The sequence below is a fragment of the Amycolatopsis sp. WAC 01416 genome (assembly GCF_003947485.1).
Taxonomy (GTDB): Bacteria; Actinomycetota; Actinomycetes; order Mycobacteriales; family Pseudonocardiaceae; genus Amycolatopsis.
This window is the reverse complement of sequence record NZ_QHHX01000001.1, coordinates 867,749-889,584: the sequence shown is the minus strand read 5'-3', so window position 1 is coordinate 889,584 and position 21,836 is coordinate 867,749. Positions and strand designations below refer to the sequence as shown.

21 protein-coding genes and 1 pseudogene are annotated in these 21,836 nt (G+C 69.3%); 5 read left to right on the top strand and 17 right to left on the bottom strand.

The window, feature by feature from the left end; all coding sequences use genetic code 11:
* The 8 genes and pseudogenes from DL990_RS04345 to DL990_RS04310 form a co-directional block, all read right to left on the bottom strand.
* A pseudogene (locus tag DL990_RS04345) lies at positions 1–376 on the bottom strand (hypothetical protein); the annotation flags it as partial.
* Complete coding sequence (locus DL990_RS04340) at positions 373–882, bottom strand: SigE family RNA polymerase sigma factor (RefSeq protein WP_125780546.1); 510 nt, start codon at positions 880–882, stop codon at positions 373–375. The pseudogene DL990_RS04345 and the gene DL990_RS04340, both read right to left, overlap by 4 nt.
* A 71-nt stretch (positions 883–953) precedes the next feature.
* Entirely contained in the window at positions 954–1,517 is a 564-nt protein-coding gene (locus DL990_RS04335; protein WP_125797921.1) for a copper resistance CopC family protein, read from the bottom strand.
* A 129-nt stretch (positions 1,518–1,646) separates the two neighbouring features.
* The gene (locus tag DL990_RS04330) at positions 1,647–1,967 is read right to left on the bottom strand and encodes a Uma2 family endonuclease (protein ID WP_233598647.1); all 321 of its coding nucleotides are present in this window, start codon (positions 1,965–1,967) and stop codon (positions 1,647–1,649) included.
* Positions 1,968–2,057: 90 nt separating this feature from the next.
* The gene (locus DL990_RS04325) at positions 2,058–2,684 is read right to left on the bottom strand and encodes a DapH/DapD/GlmU-related protein (RefSeq protein ID WP_076164038.1); all 627 of its coding nucleotides are present in this window, start codon (positions 2,682–2,684) and stop codon (positions 2,058–2,060) included.
* The gene (locus tag DL990_RS04320; RefSeq protein ID WP_233620383.1) at positions 2,671–3,897 is read right to left on the bottom strand and encodes a glycosyltransferase family 4 protein; all 1,227 of its coding nucleotides are present in this window, start codon (positions 3,895–3,897) and stop codon (positions 2,671–2,673) included. The genes DL990_RS04325 and DL990_RS04320 overlap by 14 nt, the downstream gene beginning before the upstream one ends.
* 34 nt (positions 3,898–3,931) lie before the next feature.
* Positions 3,932–4,864: an NAD-dependent epimerase/dehydratase family protein gene (locus DL990_RS04315; protein WP_125797920.1), complete on the bottom strand. Its 933-nt coding sequence runs from the start codon at positions 4,862–4,864 to the stop codon at positions 3,932–3,934.
* Between the two features lie 7 nt (positions 4,865–4,871).
* The gene (locus tag DL990_RS04310) at positions 4,872–6,002 is read right to left on the bottom strand and encodes a DegT/DnrJ/EryC1/StrS aminotransferase family protein (protein WP_125797919.1); all 1,131 of its coding nucleotides are present in this window, start codon (positions 6,000–6,002) and stop codon (positions 4,872–4,874) included.
* Between the two features lie 104 nt (positions 6,003–6,106).
* Here DL990_RS04310 and DL990_RS04305 point away from each other — a divergent pair, with 104 nt between their 5' ends.
* Positions 6,107–9,229 carry a BTAD domain-containing putative transcriptional regulator gene (locus DL990_RS04305; protein ID WP_125797918.1) on the top strand — a complete coding sequence of 1,041 codons (3,123 nt, stop codon included), beginning with the start codon at positions 6,107–6,109 and terminating at the stop codon, positions 9,227–9,229.
* Here the strand turns inward: DL990_RS04305 and DL990_RS04300 are convergent.
* Both DL990_RS04300 and DL990_RS04295 read right to left on the bottom strand, forming a co-directional pair.
* Positions 9,226–9,894, bottom strand: coding sequence for a hypothetical protein (locus tag DL990_RS04300; protein ID WP_125797917.1), 669 nt, complete (start codon positions 9,892–9,894; stop codon positions 9,226–9,228). The two genes, DL990_RS04305 and DL990_RS04300, sit on opposite strands and share 4 nt — an antisense overlap.
* Complete coding sequence (locus DL990_RS04295) at positions 9,891–10,109, bottom strand: hypothetical protein (protein ID WP_125780532.1); 219 nt, start codon at positions 10,107–10,109, stop codon at positions 9,891–9,893. Before DL990_RS04295 ends, DL990_RS04300 begins: the two co-directional genes overlap by 4 nt.
* A 164-nt stretch (positions 10,110–10,273) precedes the next feature.
* Here DL990_RS04295 and DL990_RS04290 point away from each other — a divergent pair, with 164 nt between their 5' ends.
* Together DL990_RS04290 and DL990_RS04285 are read left to right on the top strand one after the other, a co-directional pair.
* Complete coding sequence (locus DL990_RS04290; protein ID WP_125780530.1) at positions 10,274–11,371, top strand: C45 family peptidase; 1,098 nt, start codon at positions 10,274–10,276, stop codon at positions 11,369–11,371.
* A gap of 8 nt (positions 11,372–11,379) precedes the next feature.
* A complete protein-coding gene (locus DL990_RS04285) occupies positions 11,380–12,927 on the top strand; it encodes an MFS transporter (protein WP_125780528.1) in 1,548 nt (515 codons plus the stop codon).
* Between the two features lie 61 nt (positions 12,928–12,988).
* Here the strand turns inward: DL990_RS04285 and DL990_RS04280 are convergent, their stop codons facing one another.
* Both DL990_RS04280 and DL990_RS04275 read right to left on the bottom strand, forming a co-directional pair.
* Complete coding sequence (locus tag DL990_RS04280; RefSeq protein ID WP_125797916.1) at positions 12,989–13,477, bottom strand: nuclear transport factor 2 family protein; 489 nt, start codon at positions 13,475–13,477, stop codon at positions 12,989–12,991.
* On the bottom strand, positions 13,474–14,070 hold the full coding sequence (locus tag DL990_RS04275) for a TetR/AcrR family transcriptional regulator (protein WP_125797915.1): 597 nt from the start codon (positions 14,068–14,070) through the stop codon (positions 13,474–13,476). Before DL990_RS04275 ends, DL990_RS04280 begins: the two co-directional genes overlap by 4 nt.
* A gap of 80 nt (positions 14,071–14,150) precedes the next feature.
* On the opposite strand from DL990_RS04275, the gene lhgO reads away from it, so the two are divergent.
* Positions 14,151–15,335, top strand: a complete 1,185-nt coding sequence (gene lhgO, locus DL990_RS04270; protein WP_125797914.1) for an L-2-hydroxyglutarate oxidase — start codon at positions 14,151–14,153, stop codon at positions 15,333–15,335.
* A gap of 204 nt (positions 15,336–15,539) precedes the next feature.
* Here lhgO and DL990_RS04265 read toward each other — a convergent pair whose 3' ends face one another.
* Genes DL990_RS04265 through serS form a run of 3 tightly spaced genes read right to left on the bottom strand, consistent with a single transcriptional unit; the run spans position 15,540 to position 18,873 of the window.
* Positions 15,540–16,544 carry a DUF3558 family protein gene (locus tag DL990_RS04265; protein WP_125780520.1) on the bottom strand — a complete coding sequence of 335 codons (1,005 nt, stop codon included), beginning with the start codon at positions 16,542–16,544 and terminating at the stop codon, positions 15,540–15,542.
* Between the two features lie 47 nt (positions 16,545–16,591).
* Positions 16,592–17,602, bottom strand: coding sequence for a DUF3558 family protein (locus DL990_RS04260; protein WP_125797913.1), 1,011 nt, complete (start codon positions 17,600–17,602; stop codon positions 16,592–16,594).
* Positions 17,603–17,604: 2 nt separating this feature from the next.
* Positions 17,605–18,873, bottom strand: coding sequence for a serine--tRNA ligase (serS, locus tag DL990_RS04255; protein WP_125780516.1), 1,269 nt, complete (start codon positions 18,871–18,873; stop codon positions 17,605–17,607).
* Positions 18,874–19,006: 133 nt separating this feature from the next.
* Between serS and DL990_RS04250 the strand changes: the two genes are divergently transcribed.
* Positions 19,007–20,290, top strand: a complete 1,284-nt coding sequence (locus DL990_RS04250) for an aspartate aminotransferase family protein (RefSeq protein WP_125780514.1) — start codon at positions 19,007–19,009, stop codon at positions 20,288–20,290.
* A gap of 124 nt (positions 20,291–20,414) precedes the next feature.
* Here DL990_RS04250 and DL990_RS04245 read toward each other — a convergent pair whose 3' ends face one another.
* Together DL990_RS04245 and DL990_RS04240 are read right to left on the bottom strand one after the other, a co-directional pair.
* Positions 20,415–21,320: a haloalkane dehalogenase gene (locus DL990_RS04245; RefSeq protein WP_125780512.1), complete on the bottom strand. Its 906-nt coding sequence runs from the start codon at positions 21,318–21,320 to the stop codon at positions 20,415–20,417.
* A 55-nt stretch (positions 21,321–21,375) separates the two neighbouring features.
* Positions 21,376–21,828, bottom strand: a complete 453-nt coding sequence (locus DL990_RS04240) for a DUF350 domain-containing protein (protein ID WP_101611747.1) — start codon at positions 21,826–21,828, stop codon at positions 21,376–21,378.
* Positions 21,829–21,836 lie beyond the last annotated feature (8 nt).

Here is a 21,836-nt window from a genome sequence, read left to right as displayed (position 1 = left end):
AGGCGTAAAGCACCAGATCACGGCCGCCTTCTCCCTTGACCCCAAGCGAGATCGCCTCGCCGAAAGGCTGCTCGGACGGGGCTTCGGTGATCGTCGGGCTCTCCGGTGCCGGTATCGGTGCCGACGACGGCGGCGCGGGCGCGCTCGCGGCTGGCGGAAGCGGCTGCTGGTCGGACGAGGAGCCCTTGAGCGCGACCGCGCCGACGATGACCAGCACCGTCACCAGCGTGGCGGCGACCCCGCCCGCACCGGTCGCGAGACGGCGGCGACGCCGGATCCGCCTGCCCTTGGTCATGATCGCGCCGAGATCGGGTTCGGCGAACTCCTCGGCGGGCGGTTCCCGCAGAGCCGAGCGGAGCGTCTCGAGGTCGGTCATCGTCCCAGCCCCCCGATCAGTTCCGTTCCGTCCTCCGCGGTGATCCGCAGCTTGGTCAGGGCGCGGGAATTGGTGCTCTTCACGGTGCCGACCGAGACACCCAGTTCGCCGGCCACATCGGATTCCTTCAAGTCGAAGAAGTGCCTGAGCACCACGACGGCTCTCTCCCGGTCTGTGAGCGTACGCAACGCGTCAAGCAACCATTTCCGCTGGACAACGGCACCGGCGACATCCAGACCACTCGGCTGCTCGGGGATGTCCTCCGTGGCGTTCTCGCGGATCGGGCGCCGCCAGCCGTCGATGATGTGATTGACGAGGACCTGCCGCGCGTACGCGTAGGCGTCTTTACGGCGCACGCGCGACCAGGCCGCGTACGTCTTCGCGAGCGCCGTCTGGGCGGCGTCCTCGGCCTGATGGCGGTCGCTGGTGAGCAGAAAGGCCGCATGCTGAAGACGGGTCGCCGAGTTCCGCACGAACTCGACGAACTCGTCATCGCCGCGAGCCACCCTGGTCCTCATCTCCGTTCGACGGTTGACCACCTGAAAGGTTGCCTCGACCGCTCCCGTTCCGTGAAGGCTCAGTCCTTCCGACGAGTGAACCGGAGCGCCACGACGAGACCGGCGACGACCACGGCGACCGCGAGGACGATCCACACCCAGGACGGCACCAGGTCTTCGGGAGCGGTCTCGTCGGCCTGCGGCGCGGGGGTGGCACTGCTCGCGGGGGCTTGGGCTTGGCTGCTCGGCTGGCTCTGGCTGCTCGGGGCGGCTACCGGGGCACTGAGGTTGAACTTCACCGAGCCGCTCGCGGCGTGCGAGTCGTCGAAGGTCACCTTGTAGCGGAGGGTGTACTCGCCCGCGGGCCCGACGGCCTGGACCGGCGCCGTGACAACGGTGCCGGCGACCTCCGCGCGGCCGACCGTCCACGACGCGTTCTCCGGTCCGGTGATCTGGATCGGGTTGTCGGCGAGGGTGACCGGACCCGAGAAGGTCAGCTTGACCTGCGTCGGCGGCGTCGCCAGCGAAGCGCCCCTCGCCGGATCACTGCTCTTCAACTCCGAATGGGCCATCGCCGGGGCCGCGGCGCCCAGCAGGGCCAACCCGGCGACCAGCAACGACGCGCCGAACCGCTTGAACCTCATCTGACACCCTTCTCACCCCGGGGAACTCCCCGTCGAGCCTAGTAGTCGGCTCTGGAAGACGCCCCCAATGTGGCATTGGGGACGTTGAGCGACCCCAATGCCACATTGGGGGCACGGGTCGCCAACCAGTCAGGGGCGCTGCGCGTGGCGAGTGGTCAGCGCGTCGAGATCGAAGGTGAGCGGGGTGCCGTCGAAATCGAGGCTCGCTTTGCCGGTGTGCTCGCCGAAGTTCTCGTACTCGCCGTCGATCGGGCGGTAGGTGGTCATGCTCGCCGGGTCTTCGAGGTCGACGATCCAGTAGTGCTCGATGCCGACTTCGGCGTATTCGGAGAACTTGGTGACCCCCAGGTCACTCAGCTTCCCGGCGTCGGCGAGCAGGCCTTGTGGTGCAAGATTCCCAACGACGGGCCGGACCTCGACATTCTGGTGACCGTGGGGAAGCGTAGCCACGGCGAAACACGGGTCGCGACGCTGTACCTGTACGAGACCAGAACCGACGTCTACTCGTCGGTGGCGAAGCTGATGGCCGACCGGCTCTAGCTACTCCGTGAAATCGCCCGCCGGGGCACCCCAAGAGCCAGGGGTGTCCCCCCGTTCCTCGGCCAGCGCGCGCCGCCGCGCGTTCTCGCCGCGCACACGCTCCACTTCGGACTGGATGTACTCGTCGTCGTACTTCTGGAACACGCGGGCAGGGTTACCCGCCACCAGGGTGCGCGGCGGGACGTCCTTGGCGACCACGGAATTCGGCTGCACGGTGGCGAAATCGCCGATCGTGACGCCTGCCATGATCACGACGAGGCCGCCGATGAAGCAGCCTTTGCCGATTTTCACGGGTTTGCGTTCGATGAGGTCGCTGCCGGAGTGGTTCTGCAACGTCATGTTCGCGAGCCAGCTGGAATGCGTGAAGATCAGCGTGTTCAGGCCGATGCTGGTGTGTTCGCCGATCTCCAGCCCGCCGCTCGCGTCGAGCGCGGCGCCTTCGCCGATCCAGCAGTGTTCGCCGATCTTCAGGTTCTCCGGGCTGATGATCTTGACCCGTTCGCGGACCCTCGTCGACTCCGGCAGACCGTAGAAACGAGCGCGCTCGGCGTCGTTCATGTACTGCGAGACGAGTTCGGTCAGGATCTGCGGGCGCAGCCGGTTGCTGCGCTCGTCATCGAAGAACATCGGCCTCGGTCACCAGTTTCTCGAAGGTACGCAGGTGTTCTTCGGCGACGACGTCGAGGCCGAAGTTGGCCCGCACCATCGCGCTTTCCCGCTGTGCCACCAAAGCCCGCTTCTGGGGGTCGTCGAGCAGTTCGATGACGGTTTCCGCCACCGCCTCGCTGTCATCCGGCCGCACCAGCAGGATGTTCTCACCGTTGCGCAGTTCGATGCCGGGGTAGTTGTCCTCGGTGACCGACGCGATGGTCGCGGTGCCCGAGAGCATCGCCTCCAGCGACGCGGTGCCGCAGCCGCCGTTGAGGTCGTGCGTCACGATGTCGGCGGCGGCGAAGTACGCGGGGACATCGGCCTTCGGCACGGCGCCGGTGACGATGATGGCGTCCGCGACGCCGAGTTCTTCCGCCCGCTTCAGGAAAACGTCGTGATAGACGCGCCCGACGACGACCACCTTCACGCCGGGGTGCTTGTCCAAAATGGACGGAAGTGCCTCGACGAGCGGGAGCCGGTTGCGCAGCGGGATCACGTGCCCGAGCGAGACGATCAGCGGGCCGTCACCCAGGTCGTGCTCGGCGCGCACATCGAGAGTCAAGGGCTTCTCGAAGTTCCCGGTGTCGACGGCGATCGGGAAGTAGTCCGAGTTCGCGTCGCTGGTGCCGTAGCGCTCGACGCAGTAGTCGACCCCGAGCTTGTCGAGGATGACGTAACGCGGCTTGAGGTAGCGCAGGATCGGGTTCACCAGCACGGTGTCCAGGAACCGGAACACGCCGCCGTACAGCTTGTTGTCGCTGATCAGCAGGGTGTGGATGGTCAGCAGCATCGGCAGCTTGTGCCGCCGCGCGTATCGGCCTGCCAGCCACGACAGGTCGAAGAACTGCCCGTGCAGGTGGATCGCGTCCGGCTTGAACTCGTCCAGCAGCTTCCGCAGCCGCCGCCAGTTTCCCGGCCGCAGCGAGGCGAAGCTCATGTCGAAGTCGATCGACAGGCCCAGCTGCGGCATCTTCACCGCGGGCAGGCGGACGACGCGGTAGCCGTCCTTCGTCTCGTCGGCCGGGGCGTCGGCGTAGGCCGCGGTGATCGCGAGCACCTCGTGCCCGCGCGCCGCGTACTGCTCGGCCAGGGACGCCGCCATGTGCGCGCTTCCGCCCACCCTCGGCGGGAAGAAGTTGTTCACCACGGCGATACGAAGGGCGCGGCTCTCCCCCGGCGCCATCACCATGCCGTCTCCGCGGAGAAGAGTGCGTCGACGGGGGTCATCCCTCCGAGGCCTTCACCAGTTCGTACATGCCCTCTTCCACGGAGATCTTCGGCTCCCAGCCGAGGACCTCGCGGGCACGGGTGATGTCGGCGGCACGCCGCGAAACCAGCACGTCGCGCTCGTTGAACAGCGGCTCGACGTTGACGCCGACGGCGTCGATGAGGATCTTCGCCAGCGTCGCGATCGAGGTGTCGATGCCGGTGCCGATGTTGATCGGCACGTTCGCTTGATCCGACTCCAGCGCCGCGACGACGGCGCGGGCGAGGTCCGTGACGTGCACGAAGTCCATCGACTGGTCGCCGCGGCCGTCGATGATCGGCGGCTGGCCGGCGCGCAGGCGCTGGATGAAGTGGTTGATCACCGACGTGTAGTAGGCCTCGATCTTCTGGCCGGGGCCGTACACGTTGAAGAACCGCAGCGCGTTCCAGGACAGGCCCTTGGTGCGCTCGTAGAAGCCGAGCATGTCCTCGCCCGCGCGCTTCGAGATGCAGTACGGCGTGAGCGGCTTGAGCTCGTCGTCCTCGTGCATCGGCAGCCGCTTCGGGTCGCCGTAGACGGACGCGGTCGAGGCGAACACGACCCGCTCGACACCCTCGTCCGCCGCGGCGGCGAAGACGTTGTGGTTGCCGACCATGTTGATGTCGATGGACTCGTGCGGGTCCGCGACCGACTTGTTGATCGACACGGTGGCGAAGTGGATCACGTGCGTGCAGCCGCGCATGGCCTCGCGCACGGCGCCGCCGTAGCGCACGTCCTTCTCGACCAGTTCGACCTTGCCGGTGGCGACGAACTCGTTGATCCGGGCGCGGTCGCCGCGGGTCATGTTGTCGAAGACGCGGACGGTGTAGCCGCCGTCGATCAGCATCGGGATGACGTGTGCGGCGATGAAACCGCCGCCCCCGGTGAAGAGGACCTTCTTGTCGGGCATTTCTCTCCTAGCTCGGCAGTGCGGCGCTGACGGTCCCGATGACCCGGTCGACCTGGGCATCGGTGAGGTTGGCGTGCATCGGGATGGCGAGATGACGGCCGAAGAGGTCCGCCGATACCGGCAAGGTCTGCGTCTTGCCGTAGATGGGCTGGAGGTGCGAGGCGTAGGTGCCGAAGTTGCACTGCACGCCCTGCTCGCGGATCCGCAGCGCGAGCGCGTCGCGGTCGATCTCCGGGTCCACCGTGAGGATGTAGGCCTGCCACGGGTGCTCGCGGTCCGGCAGTTCCACCGGCACGTTGAGACCGGGCAGGTTCTCGAACGCCTCGTGGTAGCGCTTGGCCACCGAACGGCGGGCCGAGAGCAGGTCCGGGAGGCGGTCCAGCTGGACGTTCATGATCGCGGCCTGCACGTCCGAGAGCCGGAAGTTGTAGCCCAGCTCGTGGAACTCCGGGATCGGCAAGGCACCGGAACCCTCGCGGGTGATGGCGGGCTCGATGCCGTAGGTGTGCAGCTTGCGCGCGTGTGCGATGAGGTCTTCGCGGTCCGAGACCAGCGCGCCACCCTCGCCCGCCGTGATGCCCTTGCGGCCGTGGAAGGAAAACGCGGCCAGGTCGGCGAGGCTGCCCGCCGGACGTGTCTTGTAGGTCGCGCCCGCGGCGCAGGCGGCGTCCTCGAAGAGCCACAGGCCGTGCTTGTCGGCGATCGCGCGGTATTCGTCGAAGTCTCCGGGCTGACCGGCGACGTCGACGGCGAGGATGCCGACCGTGCGCGGGGTGATCAGCGCTTCGATCGACGCCGGGTCGGCGCTCCACACGTCGGGGCGGATGTCCGCGAACACCGGCGTCGCGCCCGCCTGGAGCACGGCGTGGCCGGTGGCGGGGAAGGTGTAGTCGCCGACGATGACCTCGTCGCCCGGCTTCACGCCGAGCACACGCAGCCCGAGGAAGAGTGCCGAGCCACAGTTGCTGGTGGTCAGGGCGTGCGCGGTGCCGACGGTCTTCGCGAAGCGTTCTTCGAAGCGGCGGCAAGCGGGGCCGGCACCGGCCAGCCAGCCGGACCGGAAGACCTCCGCCACGGCGGCGAGTTCTTCGTCGCCGACGGTCGGCTGACCGAGGACCACGGGTTCCGTTGCAGACATACCTCTCCCATTGCGTGGGGACCCGGCGAAGTGTATAGACGCCGATCGGCGTAGTTCGGGCGGGCTGGATCCGCCCAGGTCAACGACGCCCTAGTCTCTAACCCATGCGATTCGGCGTTCTGGGGGCGACGGAGGTGCGCCGCGAGGACGGCACCGCCGTGCCGGTCGGCGGGCCCAGGGTCCGGACGTTGTTCGCGTTGCTCGCGCTGGAGGCGGGCCGGGTGGTCCCGGCGGAGCGGCTCATCGACGGTCTCTACGGCGAGCGGCCACCCGAAGGCGTGGCGAACGCGCTGCAATCGCAGGTCTCGCGGCTGCGCGGCGCGCTGAAGGAGCTCGCGCCCGTCGAATTCAGCCCGGCGGGTTACCGGCTGGCCGTGGACCCCGACGACGTCGATGTGCACCGATTCGAGCGCCTCGCCGCCGAGGGGCGACGCAGTCTCGCCGCTGGAGACACCACGAAGGCGGCCGAACTGCTTCACGACGCTCTCCGTCTCTGGCGCGGCCCGGCGTTCGCGGACATCACCGACGCGCCGTTCCGCGATCCGCAGGTCACCAGGCTGAACGAGCTGAAGACGTCGGCGATCGAGGACCGCGTCGAAGCCGGGCTCAAGCTGGGAAGGCACGAAGACGTCCTCGCCGATCTTCGCGAAGTCATCGACGCTCAACCGCTGCGGGAACGGCCGCGAGCGCTGCTGATCCGCGCGCTGCACGCCGCGGGACGCCACGCCGACGCGCTCACCGCTTTCGAGGACGCCCGCCGTGTCCTCGCCGACGAACTCGGCGCCGATCCCGGACCGGATCTCGCCGCCGCGCATCTGGCCGTGCTGCGCGGGGAGACGCCGCCGGTCAAGACGGCGCCCATCGAGACCACGCCGCTCCCCGCCCAGCTGACCAGCTTCATCGGCCGCGCAGGCGACCTTCGGCACGTGCTCGGCCAGCTGGACCGCTCGCGGCTGGTGACGCTGACCGGTCCCGGCGGGGCGGGCAAGACCCGGCTGGCCATCGAGACCGCGGCCGCGATGGACCTCCCGGCGGTCTTCGTCGAACTCGCGCCGTACACGGAAGACGCCGACGTCGCGCACGCCGTGCTGACCGCGCTCGGCCTGCGAACGGTCCCGCTCGGGACGGTCGCCGCCCCGGTGGAGAACGCGCCGCTGGAGCGGCTGATCGACGCGCTGACCGACCGGGCGGTCCTCCTGGTGCTCGACAACTGCGAGCATCTGATCGAGGCCGCCGCGAAACTGGCCGCCCGGCTGCTCGGCGCGGCCCCCGCGCTGCGGGTGCTCGCCACCAGCCGTGAACCGCTGGGCATCACCGGCGAGGTCGTCTCCCCCGTGCCGCGGCTCGCCGTGCCGCCGCCGGGTACGCCACCCGCCCGATCGCTGGAGTTCGCCGCCGTCCGGCTGTTCGCCGACCGCGCGCGGGCGGGCGATCCGGGCTTCGCCGTCGACGACGCCACCGCGGGCGATGTCCAGCGGGTCTGCGCCGCGCTCGACGGGCTGCCGCTGGCCATCGAACTCGCCGCCGCCCGCGTGCGGACCCTGACCGTCGGCGAGATCGCCTCCCGGCTGGACGACCGGTTCGGGTTGCTCTCGCGGGGCAGCCGGGTCGCCGAGAGCCGCCATCGCACCCTGCGCGCCGTCGTCGAATGGAGCTGGGATCTCCTGGAAGAGGACGAACGCCTGCTGGGCAGGCGGCTGACCGTCTTCGCGGGCGGCACGACCCTCGCCGACGCCGAATCGGTCTGTGCCGTGCCGGACATCGCGGAGCTGCTTCCGTCCCTTGTGGACAGATCGCTGGTGGAGCGGACCGGGGACCGGTATCGGATGCTCGAAACGATCCGGGCCTTCTTCGCCGGGAAACTCGCCGAAGCGGGCGAAACCGAGCAGCTGCGGCGCGCGCACGCCGAGCACTTCCTTGCCCTCGCCGAGCAGGCGGACCCGCTCGTGCGGACGGGCGAGCAACTGGTCTGGCTCGACCGTCTCGACGCCGCTTACGACGACCTCCTGGCCGCGTTGCGCTGGTCCGCCGAATCCGACGTGCGGATCGCGCTCCGGCTTTCGTCTTCGCTGGTGACGTACTGGTGGATGCGCGGCCGCCGGTTCGAAGGTTCGACGCTGAGCCTTGAAGTGGTCAAGCGGCTCGGACAGCGACCGCCGGACGGCCTCGAAGAGGAGTACCAGCTCTGCGTGCTCACCGCCGCCGCCGGACTGCGGGGCCACGAAGCACTCGACAGGCACCTGCCGCTGGTGGACGGTCTCATGCTGTCCCTGGCCAAGGCACCACGAAACCCGGCGCTCCTGCTGTTGTTGGGCGTCGTGAGCGGGCCGCCCGGTGACGACGACGCGCTGATCAAACGCAGCCAGGCGTTGCTGGCGCACAGCGATGCCTGGAGTCTCGCGCTCGCGCCGACGGGCTACGGCCTCCGCGCGATGCTGCAGGGCGACCTCGAAACGGCGGAACAGTTCTTGCGCGAAGGGGCGGAGGAGTTCCGCCGGATCGGGGAACGCTGGGGCCTCTCGATGGCCCTCGACCACCTGTCACAGATCCTGATCTGGACGAACCGGCAGGCCGAGGCCCTCGAAACGATGAACGAGGCTCTGCGGCTGATCCGGGAACTCGGCGCGTCCGACGACAACGCCGACCTGCTGTGCCGTCGCGGCGGCAGCAAGCTGCTGCACGGCGACGCGGCGGGCGCGCGGGCGGATTTCGAGCTCGCCGTCGAGATCGCGCGCCGCGCCGGGATGCCGGAAAGCCGGGCGGCCGGGTACATCGGGCTGGCGTTCCTCGCCCGGCACGAGGGCGATCTGGCAGCGGCCAGGGCGTTGAGCGAACGCGCGCTCGCGGAGTGTTCCGGTGGTTCGTTCGCCGCGGAAGGTGTCCGTGCCGGCGCGAGGATCTCGCTCGGCTGGGTCCTGGCCGCGGAGGGCGACGCCGACGGGGCCGAGGAACTGCACCGGCTGGCGCTGGTGTCGGCGGACGGCTGGCACGACAGCACCACGGTGGCCCTCGCCGTCGAAGGCCTCGCCGGGGTCGCGCTGCTGCGGGGCGACGCCGAGCGGGCGGCGGTCCTGATCGGCGCCGCGGTGACCATCCGGGGCACCCCGTTCGCGGTCGATCTGGACGCCGCCCTGCTCCGGACGACCGTGCGGGAGCGGCTCGGCGACGACTTCGACCGGGCCTACCGCCGGGGGCTGGGCCTGCGCGGCGCCGCTCAGCTGGCCTAGGCACGGGTCAGCTGCGTGCCCTGCGGTGCGAAGCGGCCGACGCCTTCGGCGAGGAGACGCTGGTCGAGTTCGGTGTCCTGGACGGCGACGTACAGCGGCGCCGCGTTGAGCGGGACCGCGCCGAGCCGGGTCATCCCGGGGCCGACCGGGTCGATGGTGAGCCGGGTGACGTCACGCCACGGCACGACGGTCCGCTCGATCCGGACACCCACCGCGTCCAGTTCGAAGAGCACCCACTGCTGGTCGTGCAGCGACTTCACGTAGCCGATGGCCGCGCAACCGACGGCGATCGCGATGATCCGCAGCACGCCGGGCCCGTCCAGCGAGCCGACCAGTGCGATGAAGCCGAGGACGATCACGACCATTCCGGACAGCTTCGCGGCGCCGACCAGTCCCGCGTTCGGCTTGTGCACGCGGAACCGCACGGCGCGCATCAGGTGTTTGGTGAGCACGCCGCCACCGATCGCGGCGGCGAGCCCGAACATCGTCACCACCAGCGAAGCCGGGGAGAAGTCGACGAGGACGTTGTAACCGGCGACCAGCGCGACGAAGCCGCCTACGACGGTCAGCATCAGCGCGAGCTTTCCCTTGCGCACGTCCCGTTCGCGGCGGTCGAGCGAGGCCTGGTCGGGCGCGGCGAGGAAGCCGCCGTCGATGTTCCTCATCGGGCGTCACGCCCCGCTTCGGCGGCCGCGCGGCGCTCACGCTGACGGCGGTCGAGGACGTACAGCAGTGTGCCGGCGCCGGCGCTCACCGCGGCGTAGAGGAGGTCCTGCAGGCCGTCGTCCGGGTAACCGGTGGAGAACTCGACCATCGCGAGCGCGACGAACAGGACGCTGATGACGCCCCCGGCGATGATGTACACCTTGTTGCTGAGCATGGCTTCCCTCGCATGTCGTTGCCTTGGTGAAACCACTTTCGCGCGGGGCACATGACATTCCGATGACAGGCACAGGCAGGCACAGGCAGGCACAGGCAGACGCTGACAAGCACCGACAGCGTTCGGTGCGTGGACGGTCAGCGGTCGCGGAGATCCTCCCGTCCATGACTTACTCAGCGGGATCTCCCGAAGACTTCCTCGCCGTGCGGCATCTGACGTTGCGCGGCACCCAGGCCGAAATCGGCCAGGCGCTCGGCGCCGAAGCGAAGGCGCGCTCGGACTGGTCGCCACCGCCGATCGATCCGATCGTGGCCAGGGCGCGGCGCACCTGGTTCGCGCGGAACTGGCCGCAGTACGCCGAACGGACGGCCGGGTTCGCCGAGGCCTACGGGCTCCCTGCCGACGCGGCGGTCTCCTTCGACAACGCGAGTGCCCTGCCCGCCGGGTCGGGCTGTTCGGCGCTGTGGACGGGGAGCACGCTCGGCCGGAACTACGACTTCTTCACCATGAGCTGGACCCAGCTGGGTGCGGTGATGGCGGGTGAGGAGCCCGTCGACGACGGGACGGTGCCGATGGCGTCACGGCCCTACGTGCTGACGACGATCCCCGACGACGGCATCGCATCCACGTCCCTTTCGATGTCCACAATGGACGGCGCGACGGAAGGGGTCAACGAGGCGGGGCTGGTCGTCGCGCTGCTGATGGCCGACGTCGAAACGGCCGCGCCGCTGGCGGACGATCCCGGCCCGCAGGCGGGCCTGTCGGTCTTGCAGGTGTGCCGGTATCTGCTGGACACCTGCGAAACCGTCGACGAGGCCAAGGAAGCGCTGATGCTCGCCAAGCAGTACACGCACGGCGCGCCTTGCCATTACATCGTCGCCGACGCTTCCGGCCGCGGCTTCGTCCACGAGCGCGGGCAGCACGACATCGAGTACTTCGTCGAGGTCGCCGACGGACCGCTGTGCGTCACGAACCACCTGCTGCACCGTCATCCGGACCTCGACGCGCTGCCCGAGGACACACCGGACACCATGCTCACCTACCAGCGGCTTCGCACCATCACCAAGGAAGCGGACGCCGGGCCCCGCGAGGCGCTCGACGCGGTTTCGTTCGCGATCGAGCCCGGCGCGCCGTGGCGGACGTTGTGGCGCAGCGTCCTCGACCCGGCGGCCCGCACCATGAGCACCCGGTTCTATCTGGGCGACGGCGACAACCGCACCGCACGGCACTCGCCGGAACTCACCTTCGGCGTGTCGAGGTGAACGACGCGGTGACCATCGGGAAGGGCCGCAAGATCGGCACCGTCGTGGTCTGTGTGCTGGCGCAGCTGCTGATCGCGATCGACCTGACCGTGCTGCACCTGGTGCTGCCGTCGCTTTCGGAGCAGATGCACCCGTCGACCACGGAGCTGCTGTGGATCGCGGACGCGTACGGTTTCGCGCTCGCCGGGCTGCTGATCACGATGGGCAACATCGGTGACCGCGTCGGCCGGAAGAAGCTGCTGCTCATCGGGGCGTCGCTGTTCGGTGTCGCTTCGGTGATCACGGCGTACGCGCCGACGACGGAACTCCTGATCGCCGCCCGCGCGCTGCTCGGGATCGCCGCCGCGACACTGATGCCGTCGACGCTGTCGATCGTGCGGAACGTGTTCACCGGCAAGGAACGCGCGGCCGTGATCGGCGTTTCGAGCGGGCTGACGATCCTCGGTTTCGGCATGGGGCCGCTCGTCGGCGGGGTGCTGCTCGAGCACTTCTGGTGGGGTTCGGTGTTCCTGGTCAACGTGCCGGTGGTGGTGGTCATGGTGATCGCCGGCGCGCTGATCCTGCCCGAATCGAAGAATCCGGTGTCCCATCGGATCGACGTGCCCAGCGTGCTGCTCTCCCTCGTCGGCATGGTCGGGATCGTCTACACGATCAAGGAAGTCGCGTACAAGGGCTGGGGACACTGGGACGTCGCGGTCGCCGCCGTGCTCGGCCTCGGCTGCCTGCTGGCATTCGTCCTGCGTCAGCCGCGGCTGGCCGAACCGCTGATGGACCTGCGGCTGTTCGCGCAGCGGGCGTTCTCGGCGACCGTCGGCACCACGATCCTGGCGATGTTCGCGCAGCTCGCGGTCTCGCTGATGTTCGCGCAGTACCTGCAGCTGGTGGCGGGCTGGTCGCCGCTGAAGGCCGGGCTCGCCGGGCTGCCAGGGATGGGCGGCGCGATCGTCGGCGGGGTGCTCGCGCCGCTGGCGATCAAGGCCTTCGGCCGCGCCGCGACGATCGCGCTCGGCTGTGCCCTGTCGGCCGTCGGTTTCGCGTTGTACTCGAACATCGGCGTGACGATCGTCTACACGGACCTGCTCGCCGCGATGATCGTCTTCGGCGTGGGGCTGGCGCTGATCCTCACCGTCGCGACGGACACGGTGCTCGGCGTCGTGCCGAAGGCCAGGGCGGGCGCGGCGTCGGCGATTTCCGAGACGGCGACCGAACTCGGCGGCGCGCTCGGGATCGCCGTCCTCGGCAGTGTGCTCGGCGCGCTGTACCGGAGCGAACTCGTCATCCCGGCGGGTGTGCCACCGGAGGCTTCGGCGGCGATCTCGGACACCCTCGGCGGTGCCGTCCAGGTCGCGGCACAGCTGCCGCCCGAGCAAGGAGCGTTGATCCTCGCCACCGCGAAACTGGCGTTCGTCGACGGGTTGCAGGTGACGATGCTGTGCTCGGCGGGGCTGATGGCGTTGCTGGCGGTGAGCGCGTTGTTCAGCCTGCGCGGGGTGCCGAAGGTCCTCGAAGACCCTGAGGAGGCTTCGGCCGCTACGCCTGTTTCCGCGGCGGTGTGAAGTGTCATGAACGACCCTTTCCTGACGTTTTTCGTCGGGAAAGGGTCGTTCGTGACACTCGTCAGCGAGGTCCGGCCAACGGAACCGCCCGCTTGTCGCCGGACCGCACCATGGCCAGCAGGGGTTTCGCGGCCACCGCCAGGATCCGGGCCGCGAAGGTGCGGCCGTTGCGGCGCGCGATGTCCGGGCCGAAGGCGTCCATCAGCGCGACGAGCCCGGGCAGCGGCCGCACGAACAGCGTCACTTCGGCGATGAGCCCGTCTTCGTCGAGTTTCAGCACCGCTGCCTCTTCGACGTCCTCGCCGCCGATTCGCGCGGTGTAGACGACGACCCGCGTCTTGCCGTCACCGGTGTCGGTGTGGAACCGGACGTCGCGCAAATGCGAGTAGGCGACTTCCAGCAGCGGCCTGAGTTCCGCGTGCCCGGTGAACCGGACCCGGTCGGTCAGCGGCGAACGCACCACGGCGTCCGGCGCGAAGGCGCTCAGCCCGAGTTCGACGTCCCGGGTCTCGAGTGCCCGGCGGTACCGCTCGGTGGTGTCGGTGCTCATCTGTCCTCCTGGATCAGGTTCCCCAGTCCGCGCCACAACAGATCCGTCGTGAGCGCGACGACTTGCTCCCGCGGGATGTCGCGGTTGCTCCACCACCAGGTGGCGATGGCGTTCAGCGCGCTCTTCGCCGCTTCGGCGAGCGCTTCGTTCGCGCGGTCGCGCGGCAGGTCCGCGGTCAGCGCCAGGCCGGGCACGCGCGCGAACACCTCGGTCAGCCGCCCGGTGGCCCTGGCCTGCCCGCGCCGGTGCACCTCGGCGACGCCTTCGTCGGACGGCGTCTCGGCGAAGATCATCCGCCAGCCGCGTTCGTTCGTCTCCATCCAGGCGAAGATCGCCGCCACCCGGCCGCGCAGCGACTCCTCGGCGGTGCCCGCGAGCGGCAACTCGGCCCAGCCGGCCAGCAGACTGTCCACTTCGGACTCCAGGAGTCCGGCGTACAGCGCCGCCTTGGACGGGAAATGGTCGTAGAGCACGGGCGTACTGATCCCGGCGGCCGTCGCGACCTCGCGCATCCCCGCCAGGTCGTACCCGGACGCGGCGAACACCCGCGCCGCCGCGGCCAGGATGCGTTCCCGGCGTTCGTCCCTGCTCAACCGCTTACCTGACATCGGTCAGGTACGCTACCAGGTAACCTAACGATTGTCAGGTAGCGGCCCGGGTAACCTGGTCGATCGTGCGTACTGTCGTGGTAATCGGGGGCGGGATCGTCGGGCTCGCCACCGCCTGGGAGCTGACCAAACGCGGTCTGGACGTCACGGTGCTCGAAAAGGAGGACCACTGGGCGGCCCACCAGACCGGGCACAACTCGAACGTCGTGCACGCGGGGCTCTACTACAAGCCGGGTTCCTTCAAGGCCAGGATGTCCACCGCGGGCAATCGGTCCATTGTGGACTTCGCGCGGCAGTACGGGGTGCCGGTCGAGGTATGCGGCAAACTCGTCGTCGCCACCTCCGAAGCGGAGCTTCCGGCGCTGAAGGTGCTCGCCGAACGGGCCGAGGCCAACGGTGTCCCGGCCAAGCTGATCACCCCGAGCGAGGCCCGCGAGTACGAACCCGAGGTCTCCTGCGTCGCCGCGCTGCGCGTGGAATCCACCGGCATCATCGACTTCCCCGCCGTCTGCACGGCACTCGTTCGGCTGCTCGACGAATCCGACGCCGACCTGCGTCTCGGCACGCCCGCGCTGGGGATCCGCCCTGGCCGCACCGGCGGCGTCGAGGTGGCGACCGGCGACGACGTGATCCACGCCGACGGCCTCGTCAACTGCGCAGGCCTGCACGCGGACCGCGTCGCGCGACTCGCCGGGCTCACCCCGAGCGCGCGGATCGTGCCGTTCCGCGGCGAGTACTACGAACTGAAACCCGAACGCCGCCATCTGGTGCGCGGCCTGATCTACCCGGTCCCGGACGCGTCGCTGCCGTTCCTCGGCGTGCATCTGACCCGCATGCTCGACGGCAGTGTGCACGCCGGCCCCAACGCCGTGCTCGCGCTGCGCCGCGAGGGCTACACCTGGCGCGACTTCTCCGCGAAGGACCTCGCCGAGGTCGCCCGCTTCCCCGGCGTCTGGCGGCTCGCGCGCAAGTACGCGTACCCGACCGGGCTCGACGAGGTCCGCCGGTCGTTCTCCCGCCGCCGCTTCGCCGAAAGCCTCGCGCGGCTCGTGCCCGCCGTCACCGAGGACGACATCGTGCGGCACGGCTCCGGCGTCCGCGCGCAGGCACTGCGCCCGGACGGCGCGCTCGTCGACGACTTCCTGATCGAGACCGCGCGGAACCAGGTGCACGTCCTCAACGCGCCCTCACCGGCGGCGACCAGCGCGCTGGAGATCGCGAAGCACGTCGCCGACGAGGTGACGGACTAGCTTTCGCGTGATCGGGAGGGCGATGAGGGTGCCGGGATTCGCTCGCGGCCGTGGGGCACCCAGGTCTCGCGAAAACCCCTCTTCACTACCGCACCCCTGCCCCGACGTTGCGAAAGCCACTTTCGCAACGTTGAAGGTTGCCAAAGTGGCTTTCGCAACCTGCCGCCTTTGCCTTACCCGCACTAGACGGCGAACTCGCGTGAGTCAGGACGAGGGCGGCAGGTTCCCGTTCAGCATCGGAACGGCGGCCTTGATCACGTCGCACGCCTTCGCGGGATCGTCGAGGTTGCCCGCGATGATCGCCACCGTCGACGTCGGGGTGATCGCGAGACCCGCGGCGCACAGCTTGCTGCCCGCCTGGGTGTAGAGCTTCCACTTGCGGTCGCCCGAGTCGAAGTCCTGGGGGTCACCCTGCGTGATCAGCGTCGGAGTCTCGTCCATCGGCTTCGTCGTGTAGAACCACAGGTCGAGCGCCTTCTCGCCCTTGTCGCCGTCCGTGTCGGCCCACTCGCAGCCGAACTGGTTCGGGTCGGCGCTGGACTTCAGCGGCTCACCCGTGGGTCCGAGCCGCAACTGGGCGGTCTGTTCGGGCTTGAGCATGGCGCACGGGTCGGTGCTCAGGAGCGGTCCGCCCGGCTCGGCGGGCTTCTGCCCCGGCGGGGCGGTGATCTGCGGGTCCTGCTGCCCGCCCGGGAGCTTCGACGCCACGGCAGGGGCCGCCGCCTTGGCGAGGTCGCAGGAGTTGCCCTCGGTGTGGTCGGGGCTCTCGCTGGCGATCTCCACGAAGGAGTCCGGGGTGATTTCGGTGCTCAGCGAGCAGTACTTCGGGCCGAGGATGGTGGCGTACCGCGTCCAGGTGAACCCGCCGATCCCGAACTTCTCCCCGGCCTGCGCGCCGCTCATGTAGTCGTTCAAGGACAGGTCCTTGCTCAACGACACCTCGAGGTTCGACGCCTTGCGCACGTCCTCCAGTTTCCGGAACCGGCAGACCGCGGGCGTCTTCTGCTCGGGCTTCGCGGCGCGTTCCTCACCGGGGTACGTGACACCCAGCGCGTTCGCGTGCTCCTGCGTCAGCAGCTCGCACGGCTCGGCCTTCGTGTTCACCGGTCCCTGTCCGGGCACCGGCGAGGCCGTACCGCCGATCGTCGACGTGCAGCCGCCGACCGCCAGCACCGCCAGCCCGATCGCGAGCGAATTCCGAAACCGCATGCGTCCCCTCCTCATCGGCTCGCACACTACTTGTGCGCGGCCGCCGTTCACGAACCGGCGGGCAACGCCGCGCTCACCGTCGGCAGCGCGGCCCGCAGCAGGTCACAGGCCTTCTTCTCGTCGTCCCAGTGGCCACTGGAGACCTTCACCGTGGACGTCCCGCTGATCGGCAGGGCGGCCGTGCAGTACCTCGCGGTGGCTTCGAACCGGACCGTCCACTTGCGACCGCCGAGGTCGATCTCCTCGGGGGTGCCTTCGAGACCGGCCACGTCGGCGACGGCCGTCGCGAGGAAGAGCGTCACGTTGAGCGGTCGCTGCCCCTTGTCGCCGTCGGAGTCCTTCCACGAGCAGCCCTTGTCCTCGGGATTCGCGAGCTCGGCCGGGGCGATGGGGGTTCCCGGGGCGATGGCCAGCTTCGCTGCCTCGTCCGGCTTCAGCAGCGCACAGGGATCGACCTGCAGCAACGGCCCGGAGGGTTCGGGCTTTTTCTGCCCCGGTGGCGCGACGATCTTCGGATCCGGCTCGCCACCGGGCAGCCTCGACGCGATCGCGGGGGCCGCGGCGAGCGCGAGATCGCAGGCCGTCGCTTCGGGCGCGCCCGTCTGGGTCTCGCTGCCGAGCTCGACGAACGACGACGGTCCGAGTTCGGTGCTGAGGGAGCACGCGGTCGGGCCGAGCGGGGACGCGTAGCGCGTCCAGGTGAAACCGCCGATGCCGAACTTCTCCCCCGGCCGGGCGCCGGCGTAGAAGTCGTTCAGCGGGATGTCGACGCTGTGCGTGATCGAAAGGGACACCCCGCGCGGCGAATCGTCGCGTTCGGACAACAGGCACATCGGCGGGACCAGCTGGGCCTTGTTGCCCTTGGTCTCGACGCCGGGCAGATTGAGGGCCAGCGCGTCGGCGTGTTCCGTGCTGAGCAACGAGCACGGCGCCGCCTTGGCGGGCACCGGCCGGTGGCCGGGCACCGGCGACGCCGTACCCGAGATCGTCTCGGCACATCCGCCGAGCAGGAGGACCGCCGCGAAGAGCGCGGTGAGCGGCTTGCTGCGGCGGTTCATGCCTACTTCGATGCCGGCGTGAGCACCTCGGTTCCGCCGAGGAAGGGACGAAGCGCTTCCGGCACCCGGACCGAGCCGTCTTCGAGCTGGTGGTTCTCCAGGATCGCGACGATCCACCTGGTGGTGGCGAGCGTGCCGTTCAGCGTGGCGACGGTCTGCGGGCGGCCGTCGGCGTCGCGGTAGCGGATGCCGAGACGGCGGGCCTGGAACGTCGTGCAGTTCGACGTCGAGGTCAGCTCCCGGTAGGTGTCCTGCGACGGCACCCACGCCTCGCAGTCGAACTTCCGGTACGCCGACGTGCCGAGGTCGCCGGTGGCGGTGTCGATCACCCGGTACGGGACCTCGATCTTGGCGAGCATCTGCTCTTCCCAGTCCAGCAGGCGCGCGTGCTCGGCCTCGGCGTCCTCGGGACGCGTGTAGACGAACATCTCGACCTTGTCGAACTGGTGGACGCGGATGATGCCGCGGGTGTCCTTGCCGTACGAACCGGCCTCGCGGCGGTAGCAGGACGACCAGCCCGCATAGCGCTTCGGGCCCTTCGCCAGGTCGAGGATCTCGTCGGCGTGGTAGCCGGCGAGCGGGACCTCGGAGGTGCCGACGAGGTACAGGTCGTCGTCGCGCAGCCGGTAGACCTCCGACGAGTGCGCACCGAGGAAACCGGTGCCGGCCATGATCTCCGGCCGCACCAGGGTCGGCGTGATCATCGGGGTGAACCCGTTCGCGGTCGCCTGCGCGACGGCCATGTTCAGCAGGCCGAGCTGGAGCTGGGCGCCGATGCCGGTGAGGAAGTAGAACCGCGAGCCCGAGACCTTCGCGCCGCGCTCCATGTCGAGTGCGCCGAGGCCCTCGCAGAGTTCGAGGTGGTCCTTCGGCTTGAAGTCGAACTTCTTCGGCTCGCCGACGTGCTTGAGCACGACGTAGTCGTCCTCGCCGCCTTCGGGCGCGTCGGGGTGGACCAGGTTCGGCACCAGCCGGTGCAGCTGCTCGAACTCCTCCGAAGCCTCGGTCTGCTCGACCTCGGCCGTCTTGACCTGGGCGGCGAGGTCCTTCGCCTTGGCGAGCAGTTCGGCCCGCTCGTCGCCCTGCGCCTTGGGAATGAGCTTGCCCAGCGACTTCTGCTCGGCACGCAGCTTGTCGGCGGCGGCGATGGACGACCGGCGGCGGGAGTCGAGGGAGAGCAGCTTGTCGACCACTCCTTCGTCCTCGCCACGGGCGCGCTGCGAAGCGCGCACGACGTCCGGGTCATCGCGCAGAGTCCTGGGGTCAATCACGAGTGCTGAGAGTAGTCCGTGCGAGCCGCACAAAATGTGCGGGTCCGCGCGGATAACCCGACAGTCTGATCGTTGCCGCCCGTTTCGGGCCGTCCCCATACTGAGATCTCCCTGCTGCGGACGGAGAAACCCGATGACCGATGCGGACCTGCTGGCGCGGCACAAGGCGGTACTGCCGTCCTGGCTGGCGCTCTACTACGACGAGCCGATCGAGATCGTGCACGCGCAGGACCGCCGGGTCATCGACTCGTCCGGGCGCACCTACCTCGACTTCTTCGCGGGCATCCTGACGAACTCGATGGGCTACGACGTCTCGGCGATCAGCGACGCCGTGCGCAAGCAACTCGACACCGGCATCCTGCACACGTCGACGCTGTACCTGATCCGCTCGCAGGTCGAGCTGGCCGAACGCATCGCGAAGCTCTCCGGCATTCCCGACGCGAAGGTGTTCTTCACCAACTCCGGGACCGAAGCCAACGACACCGCGCTGATGCTCGCCACCCAGTACCGGCGTAGCAACCAGGTGCTGGCGATGCGGAACTCGTACCACGGCCGGTCGTTCGCGACGGTCGGCATCACCGGCAACCGCGGCTGGTCGGCTTCGTCGCTCAGCCCGGTGAAGGTGAGCTACGTGCACGGCGGCTACCAGTACCGCAGCCCGTTCCGGGCGCTGTCGGACACGGAGTACATCGACGCGTGCGTCGCGGACCTGGTCGACGTCCTGGAGACGGGCACTTCGGGCGACGTCGCCTGCATGATCGCCGAGCCGATCCAGGGCGTCGGCGGGTTCAGCTCACCGCCGGACGGCCTGTTCAAGGCGATGAAGGAGGTCCTCGACCAGTACGGGATCCTGTTCATCTCCGACGAGGTCCAGACCGGCTGGGGACGGACCGGGGAACACTACTGGGGGATCCAGGCGCACGACGTCGTCCCCGACGCGATGACCTTCGCCAAGGGCCTCGGCAACGGGCTCGCGATCGGCGGTCTCGTGGCACGCGGCGACCTCGTCGACTGCCTCACCGCGAACTCGATCTCGACCTTCGGCGGCAACCCGGTCGCGATGGCAGGCGCGGCCGCCGTGCTCGACCACATCGCCGAGGGCGACCTCCAGGCCAACGCGCTCGCCCGCGGCAACGAACTGCTCGACGGCCTGCGCGCGGCGGGGAACCCGCTGATCGGGGACGTGCGCGGCAAGGGGCTGATGATCGGCGTCGAACTGGTCGAGCCGGGCGGCATGAAGCCGAACCCGGGAGCCGCCGCGCGGATGATGGAGGAGACCAAGGCGCGCGGACTGCTGATCGGCAAGGGCGGGCTGCACGGCAACGTGCTGCGGATCGCGCCGCCGATGACGCTCACCGCGGAAGAGGCGGCGGAGGGCCTCGGGATCATCACCGACGCGCTGGCCGCCATCTCCTGACAAGTGAGATGAAAGGCCCCTTCATTGCAAATTTTGCGATGAAGGGGCCTTTCATCTCACGCGCCCGATGCTAGGAAAGGACCGTTCCTGGCAAATTTCGCAAGGAACGGTCCTTTCCTAGCGTTCAGGAGTGGACGAAGCGGGCGATGACCTCGCCCAGCCGACCACCGGCGTCCTCCTGGAGGAAGTGGCCGGCGCCGGTGATCGTCGGATGCTCGAGCTCCCGGGCGCCGCGCATCGAGCCCCGCAGTTCGAGGCCCCACGGCGCGGTGATCGGGTCGCCGTCGGAGAACGACACGAGGAACGGCTTGTTCAGTTCGGAGAGCACCTTCGTCGCGGCGCGGTTGGCCGCCGAGGCCGGGTCGTCCGGGGTGATCGGCACCAGCGACGGCATCGCCCGCGGCGCGGCCTTGTACATCTCGTTCGGGAAGGGCGCGTCGTAGGCGGCGCGGACGTCTTCCGGGAGCTTGGTCTGGCAACCCGACTGGACGAACCGCCCGACGTCGAGGACCTGGGCGTTCTCGACGGTGTCGCGGAACCTGTGCCAGAGCTCCGGCATGTCCGTGTCGCCGGTGGGGAGGCCGGTGTTGGCCGCGACGACCCTGGCGAACCGGTCGGGGTTCTCGGCGACCAGGCGCAGGCCGATCAGGCCGCCCCAGTCCTGGCCGACCAGGGTGACGTCGGTCAGGTCGAGCACGTCGAAGGCGAACGCGCGCATCCATTCGACGTGCCGCTGGTAGGTGTGGTCGACCATGTCGCCGGGTTTGTCGGACCGGCCGAAGCCGACCAGGTCGGGCGCGATGGCGCGCAGCCCGGCGTCGGCGAGCACCGGGATGACCTTGCGATAGAGATAGGACCAGGTCGGCTCGCCGTGCAGCAGGAGGACGGGTGGCCCGTCCTCGGGTCCGGCCTCCACGTAACCCACTCTGATCACGCCGCCGTGAAGGTCGACGAGTTCCGCGTAGCGCGGCTCGAAGTCGAAATCGGGCAGGTCCGAGAACCGGTCGTCCGGTGTCCTTAAAAGGCGCACGACTCCCACGTTAGTGGGAATCGTGCGCCTATGCCGTTTTCAGGTGGTCAAGAAGTCACGAGATGCCGACGGCCACGACCAGGCCGAGGGCCAGGTGCGCGGCCGCGACCACGACGCTGACCGGGGCGAACTTCTCGCTCTCGATGGTCGAGCGGACGTCGATGCGGGTCGCCCACTCCAGCAGCCGGACGGCCAGCACCTGCACCACGATGCCGAGCAGGCCGTAGACCAGCGAGGTGATGAGGCCTTCGGTCAGGTCGCTGGCGGAGTTCGCGATCGCCACGACGACGATGAACGCCATCGACAGCAGGCCCGACGCGGTGACGATGACCGCGTTCGGCAGGCCGCGGCTGACCAGCTGGGCCAGCTTGCCGGGCGTGGTCCAGTCGATCGCCCAGAACCCGGCGAACATCAGCAGCAGGCCGACGACGCCGTACAGCAGGATCGCGCCGATCCCTCGCACGAGGTCGGAGCCGAACGTGTCGGACAGCGCAAGGGTGGTGGTCACAGGGGTTC